Origin of the sequence: Paenibacillus sp. FSL F4-0122, from assembly GCF_038002845.1 — a bacterium.
Lineage (GTDB): Bacteria > Bacillota > Bacilli > Paenibacillales > Paenibacillaceae > Paenibacillus_AQ > Paenibacillus_AQ odorifer.
On sequence record NZ_JBBODI010000001.1, the window covers coordinates 3,046,484 to 3,065,274 of the forward strand.

Annotated in this window: 16 protein-coding genes and 1 riboswitch; of the genes, 14 read left to right on the top strand and 2 right to left on the bottom strand. The window is 40.3% G+C overall.

Annotated features, from left to right (window positions below):
* Positions 1-273 precede the first annotated feature (273 nt).
* On the bottom strand, positions 274-948 hold the full coding sequence (locus tag MHH49_RS13170) for a DUF4097 family beta strand repeat-containing protein (RefSeq protein ID WP_341138189.1): 675 nt from the start codon (positions 946-948) through the stop codon (positions 274-276).
* Between the two features lie 253 nt (positions 949-1,201).
* Between MHH49_RS13170 and MHH49_RS13175 the strand changes: the two genes are divergently transcribed.
* The 9 genes from MHH49_RS13175 to MHH49_RS13215 all read left to right on the top strand — a co-directional run bounded on the left by MHH49_RS13175 (position 1,202) and on the right by MHH49_RS13215 (position 7,815).
* On the top strand, positions 1,202-1,996 hold the full coding sequence (locus MHH49_RS13175) for a MerR family transcriptional regulator (RefSeq protein WP_341138190.1): 795 nt from the start codon (positions 1,202-1,204) through the stop codon (positions 1,994-1,996).
* 500 nt (positions 1,997-2,496) lie between these two features.
* Positions 2,497-2,973 carry a GNAT family N-acetyltransferase gene (locus MHH49_RS13180; protein ID WP_341138782.1) on the top strand — a complete coding sequence of 159 codons (477 nt, stop codon included), beginning with the start codon at positions 2,497-2,499 and terminating at the stop codon, positions 2,971-2,973.
* A 94-nt stretch (positions 2,974-3,067) separates the two neighbouring features.
* Complete coding sequence (locus tag MHH49_RS13185; RefSeq protein WP_341138191.1) at positions 3,068-3,556, top strand: DUF2199 domain-containing protein; 489 nt, start codon at positions 3,068-3,070, stop codon at positions 3,554-3,556.
* A gap of 574 nt (positions 3,557-4,130) precedes the next feature.
* Positions 4,131-4,349: a helix-turn-helix transcriptional regulator gene (locus tag MHH49_RS13190; RefSeq protein WP_036681352.1), complete on the top strand. Its 219-nt coding sequence runs from the start codon at positions 4,131-4,133 to the stop codon at positions 4,347-4,349.
* Positions 4,333-4,767, top strand: coding sequence for a hypothetical protein (locus MHH49_RS13195; protein WP_094902382.1), 435 nt, complete (start codon positions 4,333-4,335; stop codon positions 4,765-4,767). The genes MHH49_RS13190 and MHH49_RS13195 overlap by 17 nt, the downstream gene beginning before the upstream one ends.
* A 58-nt stretch (positions 4,768-4,825) precedes the next feature.
* Positions 4,826-5,197: an iron chaperone gene (locus MHH49_RS13200; RefSeq protein WP_076296443.1), complete on the top strand. Its 372-nt coding sequence runs from the start codon at positions 4,826-4,828 to the stop codon at positions 5,195-5,197.
* Between the two features lie 419 nt (positions 5,198-5,616).
* On the top strand, positions 5,617-6,405 hold the full coding sequence (locus tag MHH49_RS13205) for a helix-turn-helix domain-containing protein (protein WP_076296442.1): 789 nt from the start codon (positions 5,617-5,619) through the stop codon (positions 6,403-6,405).
* 357 nt (positions 6,406-6,762) lie between these two features.
* Complete coding sequence (locus MHH49_RS13210) at positions 6,763-7,260, top strand: hypothetical protein (protein ID WP_341138192.1); 498 nt, start codon at positions 6,763-6,765, stop codon at positions 7,258-7,260.
* Between the two features lie 30 nt (positions 7,261-7,290).
* Positions 7,291-7,815: a hypothetical protein gene (locus MHH49_RS13215; protein WP_076141929.1), complete on the top strand. Its 525-nt coding sequence runs from the start codon at positions 7,291-7,293 to the stop codon at positions 7,813-7,815.
* Positions 7,816-7,870: 55 nt separating this feature from the next.
* Here the strand turns inward: MHH49_RS13215 and MHH49_RS13220 are convergent, their stop codons facing one another.
* Complete coding sequence (locus tag MHH49_RS13220; RefSeq protein ID WP_341138193.1) at positions 7,871-8,704, bottom strand: helix-turn-helix transcriptional regulator; 834 nt, start codon at positions 8,702-8,704, stop codon at positions 7,871-7,873.
* Between the two features lie 170 nt (positions 8,705-8,874).
* On the opposite strand from MHH49_RS13220, the gene MHH49_RS13225 reads away from it, so the two are divergent.
* From MHH49_RS13225 to MHH49_RS13245, 5 genes are all read left to right on the top strand, one after another.
* On the top strand, positions 8,875-10,926 hold the full coding sequence (locus MHH49_RS13225; RefSeq protein ID WP_341138783.1) for a beta-galactosidase: 2,052 nt from the start codon (positions 8,875-8,877) through the stop codon (positions 10,924-10,926).
* Between the two features lie 71 nt (positions 10,927-10,997).
* Positions 10,998-11,107, top strand: a riboswitch (TPP riboswitch).
* Positions 11,108-11,209: 102 nt separating this feature from the next.
* Positions 11,210-12,952 carry a phosphomethylpyrimidine synthase ThiC gene (gene thiC / locus MHH49_RS13230; protein ID WP_341138194.1) on the top strand — a complete coding sequence of 581 codons (1,743 nt, stop codon included), beginning with the start codon at positions 11,210-11,212 and terminating at the stop codon, positions 12,950-12,952.
* An 85-nt stretch (positions 12,953-13,037) separates the two neighbouring features.
* Positions 13,038-14,024, top strand: coding sequence for a phosphotransferase (locus MHH49_RS13235; RefSeq protein WP_341138195.1), 987 nt, complete (start codon positions 13,038-13,040; stop codon positions 14,022-14,024).
* A gap of 253 nt (positions 14,025-14,277) precedes the next feature.
* Entirely contained in the window at positions 14,278-17,763 is a 3,486-nt protein-coding gene (locus MHH49_RS13240; RefSeq protein ID WP_341138196.1) for an alpha-amylase family glycosyl hydrolase, read from the top strand.
* A gap of 93 nt (positions 17,764-17,856) precedes the next feature.
* Entirely contained in the window at positions 17,857-18,735 is an 879-nt protein-coding gene (locus MHH49_RS13245; protein ID WP_076099897.1) for an aminoglycoside phosphotransferase family protein, read from the top strand.
* Positions 18,736-18,791: the final 56 nt, after the last annotated feature.

Genomic DNA, 18,791 nt, shown 5'->3' on the forward strand with positions numbered 1-18,791 from the left:
TATAAGCCGCTGTAATGCGGCTTATACCTTATTTTGATGGAATTCACGATCAAGCTTAATTTTGGCCCTCGGGTACATCATAAGATAATCGATTTACGGGTCGGATTAACAACTTTATCAAGGTGATTTTCCATTACAAGAGGGAGGGATATTGTATCGGTCATAGGCCGGTGGAATAGTCGAAGAGGTAGGCCAGAAGTTTCAAAAGTGAAACAGGGGTTATCCCTTTCAATATTGTATCTGACTTCATACGATCTAATATTTAACTACTGGCTACTCAGAAAATTGCAAGTTAATATTTCCGTTATTTGTATAAGCAGATAATTTTTTTGAACCATTCTCTTTATTGGCAGGCAAATTGCTATCTCCTTTCTTTACCTTGCTTAAGATCGCGAAATCATCATATGACCCTAGAATTGAACCGCTAATATTTCCGTTTTTTGTTTCAAGGGTTATAGCCGCCCCTGCATTCAATTTGTCCAATTGGATATTTCCGTTATTTATGTTTACTTCCACTGTCCCCAAAAACGCGATTGTTGGTAATACAATACTTTCATTTGATGTTTTTAAAGTCAAATTTTTTAAAGTTGCGTCAGGTATCCATACCTGAATAGTTCTGGTTACTTGCGAGCCTTTTCCTCCGATATAGTCGTTCCATTCCTTATTACTGTCACTTACCATTGATAGTTCTTTATCATCAGATAGATCAATCTTGTAAAAATCTTTCTCACTTTCATAGTAAACAATATGAATTTGTTCATCTTTAGATTGGAGGATAGTTATTTTTTTGTCCTTTACATCAATTGTTAAAGTATCAATCTTTTGGGCAGGGATGATGTAATTTTTTTCCTCCATGGAAGTGGAGTAGGAGGAGCATCCTGCCAATGATATCAATAGTGTCACCAATATGCCTATAGTAGTTAGTAATTTTTTTGCAGTACTTTTCATTATAAAATGCTCCTTTGTTAAATCATTTTTCTTTTTAATGCCAGTCCTACGAATACCAATCCTAAGCTGCTCTGCAAAAAAAATTGCGATATGCAACTAAGCATTAGAGCTAAACATAATGATCTTGAAAAAGTCTACCCAAATATGTTGCAAGAGTTGGATCGGATCATTTTTGTATTTCGTTGCGTTTATCAGTCGCATATGTTTTAATCATCATAAACTTTTGTGTTACAAAAAGGTCAAGAGGGTAGATATGAACAACTATTTTACAATTAAGCAAGCAGCAGAAATCGTAGAGATGACCAGTGAGACCTTGCGGCACTATGATCGTATTGGGTTAGTCAAGCCATGCCATAAAGATGAATTGTCGGGATATCGATACTATTCCGAGCAGGAGCTCGTAAAGCTGCAAACCATTGAACTGCTCAAAGCAATGGATCTTACTTTAATGGATATTAAAGATATATTGCAGCAGAATGATCTCTCTAAAGTAATTGAATTTCTAAAACAGGCAGAAAAAAGAGCAGACGATAAAATTGCTCGTCTGCAGTATGCAAAATCGAAAATTAAACGTGCTTATCTACATTATGAAAATAAGTTCCACAACGATTATAGTCAAAGTGAAAATTACTTTGTCAGACACATAGAGGAAAGGGTAATTATGTTTTCGAATAAAATGGAAAGCCCCACACTTAAGAATTTATGGGACTATCACAGACATTTCTATCAACAAATTGAGACTTCTCTGCATTCACAATTTCTGTTTGAAGATATGGCGGGAATGTTTACGACTGAAGGAATAACACGGTTATTTGCTGTTTGCTTGAAATATCCGTCTTTAGAGGGGTTAACTGTGCTACCAGAAGGGGACTATCTGTGTGCAAACTGTACCGAAGAGAATAAGAATGCTGTATTACAAAATTTACTTGAAAGGGCAAAGACGGAATACGATGTGTGTCCAGATTTTGTTCTTCATAACATTATTGTGACTGGAATATTGCAGTGGGATTATCAGATACAACTGTTCATTAAGAAAAGCACATGTTAGATTAAAAACAAAGGAAAGGTTTAGGAAGAGAAAATCGTTTGATTAAAAGTAGCTAATTTAGCGGCTTTTTTTTGATTAAGCAATCACGTTTCTTGCCCCAGGCTGAGGACAAGAACGTTATACTTCGCCGATTAGCTAAATATTTAACTATAGTTCAATGTTATCTATTTAGCTAACTGGCAGATTAACGCTATATGCCTCTTAGGATTTGTATGCTTAAGTGAAAAAAGTATTATCATGAATTCTCTAATGTGAATAAATACAAATTCCACTTCAGTTAATCCATTTTCTATACATATTTTTTAATAGTATATTGAGGTAAATAAAGTGATTATTCACTTTGATAAATCCGAAATTTCTTTGTTGGTATTATTTTATGGCTTCGTAAGGATTGCAAAACCATCGAAATATGGGAGTTTAAAACAGATGTTGTGCCGTAGTTAGTTTTATGAAAGGAAGGTATAGGGGTGAGTATTTATTACGCTCCAAGCTAAGAGGATATCACTAAGGATGCACTCCAAGAGTTATTTCTTTCGGTAGAATGGGAGTCTGGCAAGTATCCAAACGAGCTTTTACAAGCAATCGGAGGGTCTCATTCAATTGTTACCGCTTGGGAAGGAGGAAAGCTTGTCGGTTTAATAAATGCTTTGTCAGATGGTGTTTTAACGGTATATTTTCATTATATGCTTATTAATCCGAGTTATCAGAGTATAGGTATTGGTATAGGTAAGGAAATGATGAATATAATGCTTGATAGATATAAAGGGTGTAAAACAAAAGTATTAATTTCTTATCCTCATGCAGTGAATTTCTATAATAAAATTGGCTTTAATACAGAGGATGGAGCTACACCAATGTTTATACTCAGAGTTGATATGATTAAACTAATGGGTCACGATAGTTTAATCGCAACAAGAAGGCAGCCGATCAGAGGATCAGCTGCCGTTTTTATTGAATTAAAAGGGCAGGATAACTAAGTAATTTCGCGAATACTCAACAGATGGAATTATCACAAAGTTCCCAAATAAGACGTTATAAGAAATCGGCGAGAAACTATAAGGAGCAGAAAACATGAAATGCCCTCACTGTAACAACGAATTAAGTGAACTTCCTTTATGTTACGGAAGTGAAGCACCATATTATTTTTACACTGTACCAGAAGAGAAAAGAACAGAATTAATTAGAGATTTTTGTGTAATTGATGAACAGCATTTCTTTATTAGAGGACATATTGAAATACCAATAATTGATAGCAAAGAGAAATTTATATGGAGTGTGTGGGTTTCTCTTAGTGAAGAAAACTTTCTGAAGTCTAATGAATTATTGCACGTATTAGGAAGGGAGACGGAAGAACCTTATTTTGGTTGGTTATCGACTGAACTTTCAATATATCCAATAACTACATTATCGTTAAAGACAATGGTGCATACACAAGAGGTTGGTGCTGTTCCGTTAATAGAATTAGAACAAACGAATCATCAACTTGCAGTTGAACAAAGAGAAGGAATTACAATGGAGAGAGTTAAAGAAATTGCTCATTTAATAAATCATAGTCAGTAAGAGAAGAATTTGAAAGTATAGTCGAAGAAGCTGCCGACATCTTATTAAATCATATCTACGCCGCTCTGCTTGGTCTGCTAAGGATTTTCGGTGAACCGTAATTAGCAGACAACCCTGCAAGGCTAAACTCGGTGCGTAATGTCGTTTAAGCTAACAGGAGACTTTTGTTCAATGAAACAGAGACAGTCTAATATTTTATTTTCTGCTGACAATGACACGTTAGTCCCGATGATGTGAATAATCATCGGGACTTTTTTATTAAAAAGGCAAACTTTCGGAGGGTATATTCTTGAGGCAGGCTAAGCTAACTGAACTTTTCTTTCATAAGTTTTCGCCCGTAAAACACTCAACGTCACCCCGTACTCCTATTAGGGAGTTAGCGGGTGGCGTTTTTTCATGCCCAATTCTACAGATGTAGTATCAACAAGGCGTGCCCTAAATCATTACACCTATAAAGATCACGGGTTAAATTGCAATCAATTTCAGCTGATGGAAAGTTAGCTTTACATACACACTTCAATGTGTTATTCTTACGGAAAGTTAACTTTCCATAATTGCTTCAGGAGGTAAGATATTGAAAAACAGGCTTGAAGAGATTAGAAAAGAAAAAGGTATTAAACAAGAAGAACTAGCGGATAAATTGGAAGTATCCAGGCAAACGATTGGTTCACTTGAAAATGGCCGGTATAACCCATCCATCATTCTTGCATTTAAGATTGCGCGATTTTTTGAAATGAGTATTGAAGATATTTTCATTTACGAGGAGGAGCTGGGTAATGAAAACGGCAAGTAAATGGGTGCTCTTAACAATTGCAGGTGCTATTATGGTTTATATGGGTGGATTTATTTTAACTGACGAGAAGCTAAAAGGAATTTCCGGTTTGCTCATTGGTGTGGGTTCAGTCCTTGCAGTGCTTGGAGTAGGAAATATGGGGTATTCGTTATGGCTTAATAAGCCTCAGAACAAAGTAAAAAATGATGAGAAAGTTAGAATGAGTAAAATTGAGGCTAATGACGAACGGAAAATAAGAATAAGAGAAAAAGCCGGTTGGAAAACTAATATTGTTAACTTTTACATCCTAATGGCTCTAACTGTTGTATTTAGTTTAATGGGAGTAGATCAAACTGTAGTCACTGTGTTATGTGGTGTTTTTGTTTTTCAAATCTCCTTAGGAATCTTCCTGTTTAATTATTATGCTAAGAGAATGTAATTGGAGTGACGTAACATCAATTAGACCATTTGAAAATATTTTTTTAGGAGAGAATGACATGGAAGTATTTGCAGAATATTTAGCGCAAATTGATAACCCGCAACATCGGGAAAGAATGGAAGAAGTTTTGACTTGGGTAGCCAGAAAATTCACTGATTTAAAGCCAAAAGTTGCGTGGAATCAGCCTATGTTTACCGATCACGATACTTTTATTATTGGCTTTAGTGTATCCAAACATCATTTGGCGGTTGCCCCTGAAATTGCAGGAATTAATCGTTTTTCTGATGAAATTGTGCAGGCAGGTTATGATCACACCAAGCAGTTGTTACGCATCCGGTGGGAAAGTCCAGTTGATTTCTCATTACTTGAAAAAATGATCGAGTTTAATATTTTGGATAAGGCAGACTGTTCAACTTTTTGGCGGAAATAAAACGTATTATTTAGCGTTCAATTCATTTTAAGCAAATTTATATGTGGAAGCACCGTAGGACAAGTCACTTTAATACGTGATTTGTCTTTTTTATTTGAATTCTCAGCACAAAATATTCAATATTTTGGAAGGTGGATGGAATGTTGAAAGCGAATTTATACACGTTAGTTCAACCTGTTATGCGGAGACAATCCTAGGAGGCTAAGACTATGACTCGGTGCTGGAACGCTCTAAGCCACTAGTATTCCTGAACGCGGAAACGTTTAAGAGGTCAGGGTATTGCTGCGATTCTAGATGTCAGAAGAAAATGTATTACGCATTTGCAACTGCAAGTGTCGTAAACGCAACCTCAATCATATAGCATAGACTCCATTGTTTTTCTATAATTAAGGCAAGATATAGCAAAGGAGAGCAAGCAAATGTCTTTCAGTGAAAAATTGTTGCAACTTAGAAAAGAAAAAGGTTATTCCCAGGAAGTGCTGGCCGAAAAACTGTGCACAACCAGACAGGCAGTCAGCAAGTGGGAAAACGGACAGGGGTACCCCGAAACCGAAAAATTGCTAATGATTGGAAACCTGTTCGAGGTGTCCATTGATTATTTGCTAAAGGAGGGCGAGGTAAAGGGCGGCGTTGAAGAGCGTGGGTATTATGTCAGCCAAGAGATGGCGGAAGGGTATTTGATTCATCAGCGAAAGTCATCCAATCGCATTGCGACAGGTGTGTGCCTTCTAATTATGTCTTTTTTGCCGTATTTGATGCTTCGGAAGGAACAAGTCATTTATTCTTTTCTTATTATCATTTTGTTGGCGGCAGCGGGTGTCGTTGTTCTTGTGTCCGCCATACTGAAAGACGAGGAAAGGTACCATGTGCTGGATAAAGAGGCTCTTATGCTGGATCAAGGTTATGTGAAGCAATTAACAGAACGTTTGAATAGATTGAAGAGTAGGTACGCAGCTGTGATCATTGTGGGTGCTGGCATGTTGGCGGTAGGTGGAATGGGCTTTTTGCTAGAGAGAAAGGGGATCTCCAAAGGCGTGTTAATCCCTTATTATCCTATTTGCGTCATTTTGATTGCTATAGGCACATATGTAATTATTCGAACATCTACTTTGTTGTCCTCCTATAGTCTGCTGATCTACAATGAAAAGCATATTAATCGGAGGAATGACGGCTTTTGGAGAAAAATAAGAAAAAAGTTGGCAGAATAATAAGTTAGGCTCTTGAATCAATGTATAATATTTGGCAGATGTCTATTGTTAACAATATATAACGAATCCTGATTAAGAAAGCAAATAAGTTAAGGAATATTATGTTAATGGGGAACTTTAGTTCAATGAAACAGCGAAAGTCTAGGATTTTATTTTCTCGTCCATTGCTGTCGCTGTTTCAATTTCTAGGGTCAGTTTAAAACTTATTTTATGAAGTCAGACGGTATAACAATTAGAAGAGCAGCGTGGAATGGAGAGCCTATAAGACGCTAAAGAGTTTGATGATACTAAATTCATACAACAAGATTAATCTATGGGGCTATCGCGGAGATAATAAACAATGCAAGGAGAGAACCTATGAAAAAATTAAGGACAATCATAGTTCCGTTATTCTTAATCTTTTTATTGGGATGTAGTGATGAGGAAATTAGCGATAATTCAAAAAAAGAATATAGCAAAGCTGAACAATTTATTACCGATATGGGCTATCTGATCATTAGTAATGAAGGAATTGTTTCTGAATATTTATTAGATAAAAAACTGCTGACGGAAATGCCATACATACAATATTGGAGTGTTCAAAGTGTTGATCCAATCGATTATATAGGTAAGGAAATAACTACAAGTAAGTTAATCGTTAAAAACCACCCCTTAGATAATGAGAAGGATACAAAAAAACAAACCCTGATTTTTCTGCTAGAAGCAGACGATGAAGTGATAGGAGGCTATAGTTTTCCTGATTTCGATGAATTACATATGGGCTGGGTTTACACCATTGATGGAAAAACACTCGAAGAATTGACCGGAGAAGCATTTCCGAATTGGTCAAAAGAATGGAATTTAAGATATAAATAATGGCTGGGGAGTATTTATAAAGGAGCAGATATGAAAAAACTAATCCTAGTGCTTGTAGCTGTGGTTATTATTTCGAATGCGATATGGAGTTATTTATATTTCAATAAAGAGTTCGAAACTAATTTAAACACTGGTGTTCAAGTATATACGCTTAAGGGTACAGGGGATACATGGGATGTTTTAGATTACAAAATAATAATTTCATCTAGCAAAATTTTACGGGGACATGGGAAGTTAGTGTTCAAGGGAGACCCAAGCGCTTTAGTGAATAGTAGCTATTATAAGTATGAAGTCAATGAAAAAAACACTAATAATAAGGATGAAACAGTTCTTGTAAATGAAGCTAGGTCAACGGATGGACCCGTTTCAATATTAAGTAACACTGATATCGGGTCTATAACAGGTCCGTATTCGTATGACGAATTAAATAAAAATAGACAAAATTATGAAAACACCACTTTATCTATTACATGGAATGATAATGAAGGGGAGATTCATTCCGAAACAATAAGTTTAGATATTGAGAGTGAAATTTCTCTTAAGGATGATCTTTAAGGGTGATAAGTCCAAGAGACTAAGATTGAATCTCTACGGACTGAAGGAAGATCGTCTACGCCCCAAAAGCCTGCCGGTATTTCACAGGAGACATGCCTTCAAACCTTCTGAACACTTTAATGAAATAGCTGGACTGGGCAAAACCGGACTGAGTCGCAACCTGAGCAATGGAGAGTCCTGTGGAAACCAGTAAAAGCTTGGCTTTAGCCAGCCGACAATCGATTAAATAACGGTTTGGAGTTTTGCCCATAACCACCCGGAACAGCCTTAGAAAATGATAGCTGCTGTACCCGGTCAATCTTGCCATCGATTCCAGAGACCAAGGGCTGGCACATTCGACATGAATGATATCTGCAGCACTCCGGATGGACTGCCTAACCTCGTGCGGTACTGAGCCGTGAAGCGGCTCGGAGTTCTGCAGCAATTTAACTAGAAGCTCATACAGCAGAGCAGATAGTCTTGGCTCGCTACGGGTCACGTAGGAAGCGCTCAGTAGGTACATTTCCTCGAATAGCTCGTCCAGCTTAGCATCCAAATCAAAAGTGAACAGGTATGCACGAGACTGGTCCACTTCTTCTAATAAGGGGAGGACGATTTCAATATTAAAATGAACCCATCGGACATCCCAAGGCTCGCCTGGGTCAGAGCCGTATTGCTGATAAGCCCCTTTTGGGTACAGAAAACCTCGTCCTCTACTCATCGGAATACGTTCGCCCTCATGGAATACATAACCCTCCCCACCAAAAATCAAATGCAGGTTATAACTCCCCAGAAACCCTTCGCTTCTTCTCTCTGTATGTTGTGGAAAGTGAGTGTAATGTCCCAAAAATTCAGGATAACAGACATATTTTGAAAAAGCCGGTGTCGGCAAATACCATTGTTTCTTCATGTTTGGCAGCACCCATTTCTGTAGCGCAACAGAGCGCAAGTTGGATTAAGGCAATAAACGCAAGATTGTTATATGATAGCAATATTTTGTTATATAAGATCTCTTATCATTGATACTACAATAGAATTATAAAATATTGAAAGCATATTTTTAATACTTTGGAGGTAATGATGAAGAAACCTGTCGCAACTGAAAAATTCGAGCTTGGCGTTTGTTATTATCCGGAGCACTGGCCAGAAAACATGTGGGAGGACGATTATCGCCGGATGCGTGAACTCGGCTTTACGATCATTCGGATGGGGGAGTTTGCTTGGTCTATTTTTGAACCCATAGAAGGGGAGTTTCAGTTCGGGCTCTTTGATCGGGCGATTGATCTAGCACATAAATATGGTCTTCAGGTTGTACTTGGTACTCCGACGGCAACGCCTCCAGCTTGGTTGACTGATAAGTATCCAGAAGTATTAAATGTAACCTACGAAGGTGTTACACTTCAGCATGGCATGCGCCGTCATTATAATTACAGCAGTCCTAAATACCGGGAACTGTGTGCACGTATTGCAGAACAAATGGCTGAACATTACGGCAATCATCCGGGTGTAGTTGGCTGGCAAATTGATAATGAACTCAACTGTGAGATCAGTGAATTTTATTCGGAGAGTGACCATAAGGCCTTCCGGGAATGGCTACAGCAGAAATATGTTACGCTTGAGCATTTGAACGAGGCATGGGGAGCTGTTTTTTGGAATCAAAGCTATAGTGACTGGTCTCAGGTCTATCTCCCACGTCCGACTCCAGTACCGAAGCAGCCCAATCCTCATCAGGCATTGGATGAAAAACGGTTTATTTCGGACAATACAATTTCTTTTGCCAAAAACCAAGCGGATATCATTCGTAAACTTGCCCCTAAGCAATGGGTAACCACGAACGGTCTGTTCGGGCATCTCGATAGCCATGAAATGACGGATGAACTGCTGGATTTCTTCAGCTATGATTCTTATCCTCAGTTCTCTACTATTTTTTATGACCCGAATGAGCGGAATCCGCTGAATGATAGAGGCTGGGGACTGTCATTATCTGTTGTTCGTTCGATATCCCCGAATTTCTGCATTATGGAGCAGCAGTCAGGCCCGGGTGGCTGGGTGAACCGGATGGATATGCCTTCTCCAAAGCCCGGGCAGATGCGGTTATGGACTTATCAGTCGATCGCTCATGGGGCAGATATGGTGTTATATTTCCGCTGGCGGACAGCTACGATGGGCAATGAAATTTATTGGCATGGAATCAATGACTATCATAATCAGCCTAACCGGAGAGTGCGGGAAGCGGGGCAGATCGGTCAGGAGCTGGCAGCAGCAGGTCAAGCGTTTATCGGTACTCATAATCAGGCTAACGTTGCTATTGTTCGTGATTATGACAATGAGTGGGATGGAGAATACGATGTTTGGCATGGCCCGTTTATGTGGAAGAGCAATAAGGAGTGGTACAAGGCTCTTCAGCGGAAGCATATCCCGAATGACGTGCTCTATCTGCGCAAAAAAACAACGCTGGAGGAGCTTGCAAGGTACGACGTGCTTATCTATCCTCACCCAGCGATTATGACAGATGAGACAGCGTCTCTGCTGGATGAATATGTTCAACAAGGCGGCAAACTGATCTTCGGCTGTAGAACTGGCTATAAGGATGAGCGCGGTCAATGTTATATGCGTCCTTTCCCAGGTGCTGCTAAGGATCTATGCGGGATCACAGTTGAAGAATTCACAATGGTTAAGGGCAGTCGTCAGCCAACAACAATTAGCTGGTCGGGCGCGACCGAAGTCGTTACAGGAGCAGATGACTTTAATGATATTCTTAAAATAGAGGAAGCTTCGGTTGAAGTGATGGCGGTTTACGCCTCTGATTATTATGCGGGAAAACCGGCGGTAACTAGAAATCGTCGCGGCAAGGGTGAGGTTTGGTATTACGGAGCCGTATTTAACGAACAGGCAGCGGCTGATTTCATAAAATTAATTGATCTACAATCGCCAGCAAATTGGCTGGAGCTCCCAGAAGAGGTAGAGCTGCAAGTCCGTACCGGAGCTTCTTCCAGTTATGCTTTTTTGCTTAATTATAGTGAGACTCCTGTCACGATCCATCTTCATGAGACCAAAACAGATTTACTGAGCGGCACAACATTCTCGGGCGAGGTGCTTCTGGAAGGATTTGGGGTACTGGTGTTATACTAACGTACACGTTGATCTCACATTTGAGTAGATTTGGATAATTCTCTCTTTTCGGTTATACTTTGAAGTAGCAATTATATAGTTACGGGAGCTTGGTGGGACCAGGCTGAGAGGATAGTTATAACTATCGACCGTCAAACCTGATCTGGATAATGCCAGCGGAGGAAATGGAGCTCTATTTCTATTTGTCTACTCTAAGGCCTCATCTTATACAGATGTGGCCTTTTCTATGTGTGGGGAGTAGACCGTCTCCGCTTGATCAAATCACCTTATAGGAGGAATTGAGATGACAAGCGAATTGAACAACGATCCAATCAATTTATCAGCTTTTCCAGCAAGTCAAAAAGTGTATGTAAAGGGTTCACGGCCTGATATTCAGGTGCCTATGCGGGAGATCTCACTTAGTCCAACTGCGGGCATAGACGGCGAAGAGGAGAATTCCCCAATTCATGTCTATGACACAAGCGGGGCTTACACGGATGCTAATATTCATACTGATATTCGTCAGGGGTTAGAGCCCAATCGTCAAAGCTGGATTGAGGAACGAGGGGATGCGGAAGCGTACGAAGGAAGAACCGTGAAGCCTGAAGATAACGGGAATGCAACAGGAAAAGCTGTGGCGGAAGTGTTTCCAGCGCTCCATAGAAAACCTTTGCGAGCGAAAAAGGGGCGTAATGTCTCTCAAATGCATTATGCACGCAAAGGGATTATTACTTCGGAAATGGAATACGTTGCGATTCGTGAGAATGTGGCACCGGAATTTGTTAGAGATGAAGTAGCCCGCGGCCGCGCCATCATTCCAGCGAATATCAATCATCCAGAGAGTGAACCGATGATTATTGGACGCAATTTTTTAGTGAAGATCAATGCCAATATAGGAAATTCCGCAGTATCCTCCTCCATAGAGGAAGAGGTAGAGAAGATGAGATGGGCCATCCGCTGGGGGGCAGATAATATAATGGATCTCTCCACAGGTAAAAACATCCACACTACACGCGAGTGGATCATCCGTAATTCTCCTGTTCCTATTGGAACGGTGCCTATCTATCAAGCGTTGGAAAAAGTGAATGGGAAAGCGGAAGATTTAACGTGGGAAGTGTACCGTGATACGCTCATTGAGCAAGCGGAGCAAGGGGTTGATTATTTTACCATTCATGCGGGGGTTCTGCTTCGTTATATCCCGTTGACGGCACAACGTATGACTGGCATTGTTTCAAGAGGTGGTTCCATTATGGCGGCATGGTGTCTTGCGCATCATCAAGAGAACTTTTTATATACACATTTTGAAGAGATATGTGAAATCATGAAGCTGTACGATGTTTCTTTTTCCCTAGGCGATGGATTACGTCCGGGTTCGATTGCTGATGCGAATGATGAAGCACAATTTGCCGAGTTAGAGACGTTAGGTGAATTAACAGCTATGGCTTGGAGTCATGATGTACAGGTGATGGTAGAGGGTCCAGGACATGTGCCGATGCACTTGATTAAAGAGAATATGGATAAGCAACTTGAAACTTGCAACGAAGCCCCTTTTTATACGTTAGGTCCACTGACTACAGATATTGCGCCGGGGTATGATCATATTACCTCTGCTATAGGTGCAGCGATGATTGGTTGGTTCGGTACAGCAATGTTATGTTACGTAACTCCGAAGGAGCATCTTGGCCTGCCTAATAAGGAAGATGTACGTGTAGGGGTCATTACTTATAAAATAGCGGCACATGCCGCAGATTTGGCGAAAGGGCATAAAGGAGCACAAGACCGGGATAACGCTCTTTCGAAAGCCCGTTTTGAATTTCGTTGGCGTGATCAATTTCATTTATCGTTAGATCCTGAGCGAGCGCTCGAATATCATGATGAGACATTGCCTGCGGAAGGCGCTAAAACAGCTCATTTTTGTTCCATGTGCGGGCCGAAATTTTGCAGTATGAAGATCTCTCATAATATCCGTAATTCGACGAGAATTGAATCAGGAATGCAAGAGAAGGCAGAAGAGTTTCTCCAAGGCGGGAGCCTCATTTATAGATAACTTTTTCTGATAAAAAGAAATATCTAAAAGAAGTCGTCATTGGCGGCTTCTTCTTTTATACTTTGAATAGATAGGAGTTGATGAAATGGAAGCGATTCGTTCAGAGGAAGCCATTTTAGAGGATTTAAGTAATAGTTTCTATCATTTTTTTGGATTGAAAGTCCTTCATGCTACCCCAATAAAACGTGGCTGGTTAAATCTTAAATGGAAAATCACAACGGATTCAGGGCAATTTCTACTTAAACAATACAACAAAAAAAGATATAAATTGTATAACCCAGAAGAGCTGAACTTTGCCTTTTCTCAACAGAAAAGATTGTATCTACAGGGGCTCCCATGTCCCGGATTGTTGGCTTATAACAATAATGTTTTACTGGAATCAGATCAGGGAGAAACGTTTATGGCAATGGAATATTGTGAAGGCCGTGTCATAGAGCCGGGTAAGATTAATATCCATCAAATGTTTGATTTGGGTCGTGCCACAGGTAAAATGCATCGTTTATTAAATGATGGGACCCTTAGTTTGAAAAGAACCCCACAATTTATTCCACAAAGCCCTGAGGAACGTTTAGAACATTGGAATGTACTCCTACAACAATCAAAGGAAATGGGTAAAACCTCACTTATCACTGACCTAGAGATACAACTAAGAGCGACTGAAGAAATAGATCCGGAAATATTCGAAGGACTTGAAGCTGGATGGGCACATCGTGATTTATGGGTTGATAATCTTTTATTTCAAGATAGCCAATTGTCTGCAATTCTAGATTTTGATCGGTTCAAATATGATTATCCGCAGCTAGATGTAGCGCGAGCAGTGATGTCATGTGCTCTAGATGAAGATTTAGATGGAGCACTAGCCTCAGCATTTATTGACGGATATCGTGAGGAACGAACGGTGGAGCAGGGGGATTTAACAAAATCATTGCAGTTGTTGTGGTATATGGAAAGCCCATGGTGGATTAATGCCGAGATGGACAAACATAGTGTACCTCCAAAACGTTTTGCAAAAGAAATGAATTGGCTTGCTAAGAACCTGAATAACTTGCATGCTATCTTAGGCAACTTATAGTGAAAACGATTGAATTATAGCCTAAAAGATGCATTGACCAGTCAAAGTTTGGCGCCTATAATCTTAACAAGGAAAATCCACCACATATAGAGCTATTTGTAAACGCATTCAATGAGCTTTTTCCTTATTTATCATGGAAGGAGGAGATCAAAACTATCAAGTATTTCTTTTTTTCTCATTTTTGCAAACGTTTGCACCACACGATAAGCATAAAAATCGTAGCTGCACTAAAAATTATGAGGAGGTTATTTACTTGGTATCCAAACAATCCAGGCGTTATATTTCGTGGTTAATTATTTTTTCGCTCATTTTTAGTTTATTTGGTTTATCGGGTGGAGCATCGGCCAGCAATACGGATCATACAGTCACCTACACCAATCCCACAGCGTCAGCTGTGACCTTACATTGGACTACGAATAACTGGGCTAATACTACGGACACGGTGATGACCAAAAATGGAACTACGTTCACCGCCAACCTCAATGTTCAGGAAGGCGCCACCCTAATTTATTGTTATCACATCACGGCTCCAACGGATAGTTGGGACAATAACGGCGGGAAGAACTGGACGGTTGTTATTCCGGTTGCCGGGAAATACGAAGCAGAGAGTGCATCCCTGTCTGGTGGTGCAAAAGTAAATACGAATCACACCGGATATTCGGGCACCGGTTTTGTTGATGGATACACAACTACAGGAGCAACTGCCACTTTTAACGTCCAGGCTTCCGCAGAAGGGTCCTATAATGCCACGCTTCACTATGCTAATGCATCCGGCAGTGCCAAAAAGGTGTCCATTTATGTCAATGGAATAAAGGTTAAACAGACAACATTAGCGAACCTGGCCAACTGGGATACATGGGCAGGCCAAACAGAAACGCTCTCCTTACAGGCAGGAAATAACACGCTCGCTTATAAATATGACTCGGATGATAGCGGGAATATTAATATCGACTATGTGACCCTTTCGGCTGGAGCTACCCCAACACCTACTATAACGCCAACACCAACTGTCACACCAACACCAACGATAACTCCTACCTCAACAGTGACGCCAACACCTACGGTAACTCCTACCCCAACTGTGACACCAACACCTACACCAACTTCAGCGGGGCTAACCGTTCACTTTAAGAAACCAGCAAGCTGGAATGCAGCGATCCGCATCCATTACTGGAATCTGAATCCGGCAACCGTTCCGACTAGTGGAGCGTGGCCAGGAATTCTGATGAAATCAGACGGAAACGATTGGTATAGCTATACTGTTCCAAATGCTACAGGTGCAAGCCTGATCTTTAATGACGGCAATGGCAAACAGACGGCTGACTTATCTCGCAGCATAAAAGAGGGCTGGTATAACTCAGATAATGTATGGTATGACGCCAATCCAGACGTTCCTAAGGTTCCGGTGATAACCGTCTCTCCTGTGCCCAAAACCTATGATTCTGCGCAAACGGTGACACTATCCAGTACAAATAGCGGCGATAAAATTTATTATACGACCAATGGCTCGACACCTACGACAACCTCAACGTTGTATACGACTCCAATCCAAGTACCTTCATCTTTGACTATCAAAGCATTCGGCGTTAACTCTATAGGGCAAGCGGGTAATGTAGGCTCTTTTGCTTATGTGATTGATCTGAATGCCGATTTGCAAGCTCCGATTATCACTGCGAATCTGCCTGTTGGGAATTCGAGCTCAGCGGTTTCCGTATCTTTTAATATAAAAGACAACAAAGCGGCAATGACCACAGCCTATTACACAGATAATGGTACGGAACCAACAACGAGTTCAAAAGTCTATATTTCAGGCAATGCACTGACTTCTCTTGCGGGACCGTCTATCTTGATTAACAAGACGACAACATTAAAATTCCTTGTGATCGATGGTGCCGGAAATGAAACTAAACAGAGCTTTGTTTATAACATTGGTAATAAGGGCGATTTTCGTGAAGATACGATTTATTTTGTAATTACTTCCCGGTTCTATGATGGCGATCAGAGTAACAACGAGCATGCATGGGAGGATGCCAAGGCAGGAAATCCGGACTCAGATCCAGCTTGGAGAGGGGATTTTAAAGGACTGATTCAAAAGCTCGATTACATTAAAGCCTTAGGATTCAGTGCCATCTGGATTACACCTGTGGTGCAGAATGCCAGCGGTTATGATTATCATGGGTACCATGCAATTAATTTTGCAAAAATAGATCCAAGATATGAATCCGCAGGGGCTTCTTATCAGGATTTGATCAATGCGGCGCACGCTAGAGGGATAAAGGTTATTCAAGATATTGTCGTCAATCATACCGGTAATTTTGGAGAAGAAAATCTGTTCCCGATGTTCAAAAAAGATCCGACGGCGGCGGACACCGTGAGTAACATGCTCAAAATTACGGATAAGCTGCCAGCTAACTATGATTCCATGACCCCTGATCAGCAATATCAGGCAAGACTTGCCTTAATGAAGACTGCGGAGACTAACAATAACATTTACCATACGGAAAAAAGTCTTTCTTGGGAGTCTTACACCGTCCAGACAGGACAGATTGCGGGAGACTGTGTGGACTTAAACACAGAAAATCCTCTAGTGAATCAGTATCTAATCGACAGCTATAATCAATATATTGATATGGGTGTGGATGCTTTTCGGGTCGATACTGTAAAGCATGTAAGCCGGTATATTTTTAACAAATATTTTGTGCCGGCATGGAAAACAAGAGGAGGCTCAGACTTCTTTGTCTTTGGGGAAGTGGCTACTCGGTACAGAGATGTCTGGAACAGTGGAATTCCGGCGATATCAACACCATTTTATACTTGGAAAAGCTCAAAATCCTATCCAGGTGATGGTCAAAATGATTACGCTTCCAACAAGCTATCGGTGGAGCAAGAGTGGGCAGATAACTCTACTACAGCAGGACAGCCTACCTCGAACAATGCTTTTTTAACAGGAAATACTTATCATACGCCTGACTATTCGATGAAATCGGGTATGGATGTTATTGATTTTCCAATGCACTGGGCCTTCAAGACTGCTCAGGAAGCATTCAGTATGAGAAGCGGTGATCAATTCTATAATGATGCTACCTGGAATGTAACTTATATTGACTCTCATGACTATGCACCTGACCAGGCACCAGAAAATCAAAGATTTGCCGGCACACAGGACACTTGGGCTGAGAATCTCGCTCTGATGTTCACCTTCCGAGGAATACCTGCGATCTATTATGGTTCTGAAATTGAGTTTAAAAAAGGATCAGTCATAGATGTAGGTCCAAATGCACCGTTAAGTACAACAGGCCGTGCTTACTTTGGCGATCATATTGAGGGTAGTGTTACTGTTCAAGATTACGGTAAATATACCAATGCTACTGGCACACTTGCAGACTCGTTAAATTATCCTCTGGCGAAACATATCAGACAACTTAATTTAATCAGAAGAGCTGTTCCTGCTTTGCAAAAAGGCCAATATTCTACAGAAAATGTATCAGGTGATTTGGCATTTAAAAGAAGATACACTGATAGTAGCAAAGGAATCGATAGCTTTGCTTTGGTTACGATCTCAGGAAATGCAACATTCACCGGAATTCCTAACGGAACTTATGTGGATGCGGTCACTGGTGATACGAAAACCGTTACCAACGGTGTGATCACAATCAACTGCTCCGGTAAAGGAAATGCGCGTGTATATGTATTGAACGGTAGTGGTGGAATCGGAGAGTCAGGAACCTATCTGAAGTAGACCCTTGTATCCATTTCATAGTTAAAAAGAAGCAACATCAGCCCGGATTCCGCAACTGGTGTTGCTTCAATTTCATATATGTGGAGAGATATTATGCATACTATAGACGTCGATTTAGTAGCAAGATTAATAAATGAACAATTTCCTGAATGGTCCGATTTAGAGATCAGGTCTGTAAAATTCAGTGGGCATGATAATCGGACTTTTCATTTAGGTGAACAGATGAGTGTGAGATTACCAAGTGCAGCCGCTTATGTTCCTCAAGTGGAGAAAGAACAACTATGGTTACCTTTTTTAAAGAAAGGACTGACGTTACCTATTTCAACACCATTAGCAAAAGGGACACCTACCAAAGAATATCCTTGGCCTTGGTCTATTAATAATTGGCTAGAGGGAGAGACTTTATCCCATGAGAACATTAATGATCTCAATCAATTTGCGAGAGACTTGGGAAGCTTTTTAATTGAATTACAGTCTATTGATGCTAGTGGGGGACCTTTAGCCGGAGAGCATAATTTTTATAGAGGTGGGTCCTTAGCTGTATATGATGAGGAATCTAGAAATGCGATTGAGCATAATAAAGATATTTTTAATGAAGGTCTATTGAAAAAGATCTGGGAACTGGCATTAGACTCTGAATGGGAGTCAGAACCAGTTTGGGTTCATGGTGATATCGCACCTGGAAATATATTAGTCAAAGACGGACAGCTTTGTGCAGTCATTGATTTTGGCATATTAGGGGTGGGTGATCCTGCTTGTGATGCTGCAATGGCGTGGACTTTTTTTGATGAGGCTAGTAGAAGAATCTTTAAAAAGGTATTAAACATGGATGCACAAACGTGGAATAGAGCAAGAGGGTGGGCTTTATGGAAAGCACTGATCACCTATAATGGAAATCGATATTCTAACCCAACAGTAGCGGAAGAATCCTTGAATATTATCAATTTAATAGTAGAAGACATCGAATTGTAGAAATTGAACTACATAAAACATGTAAACTAAACCATAATAGTCAATAAGTACGAATG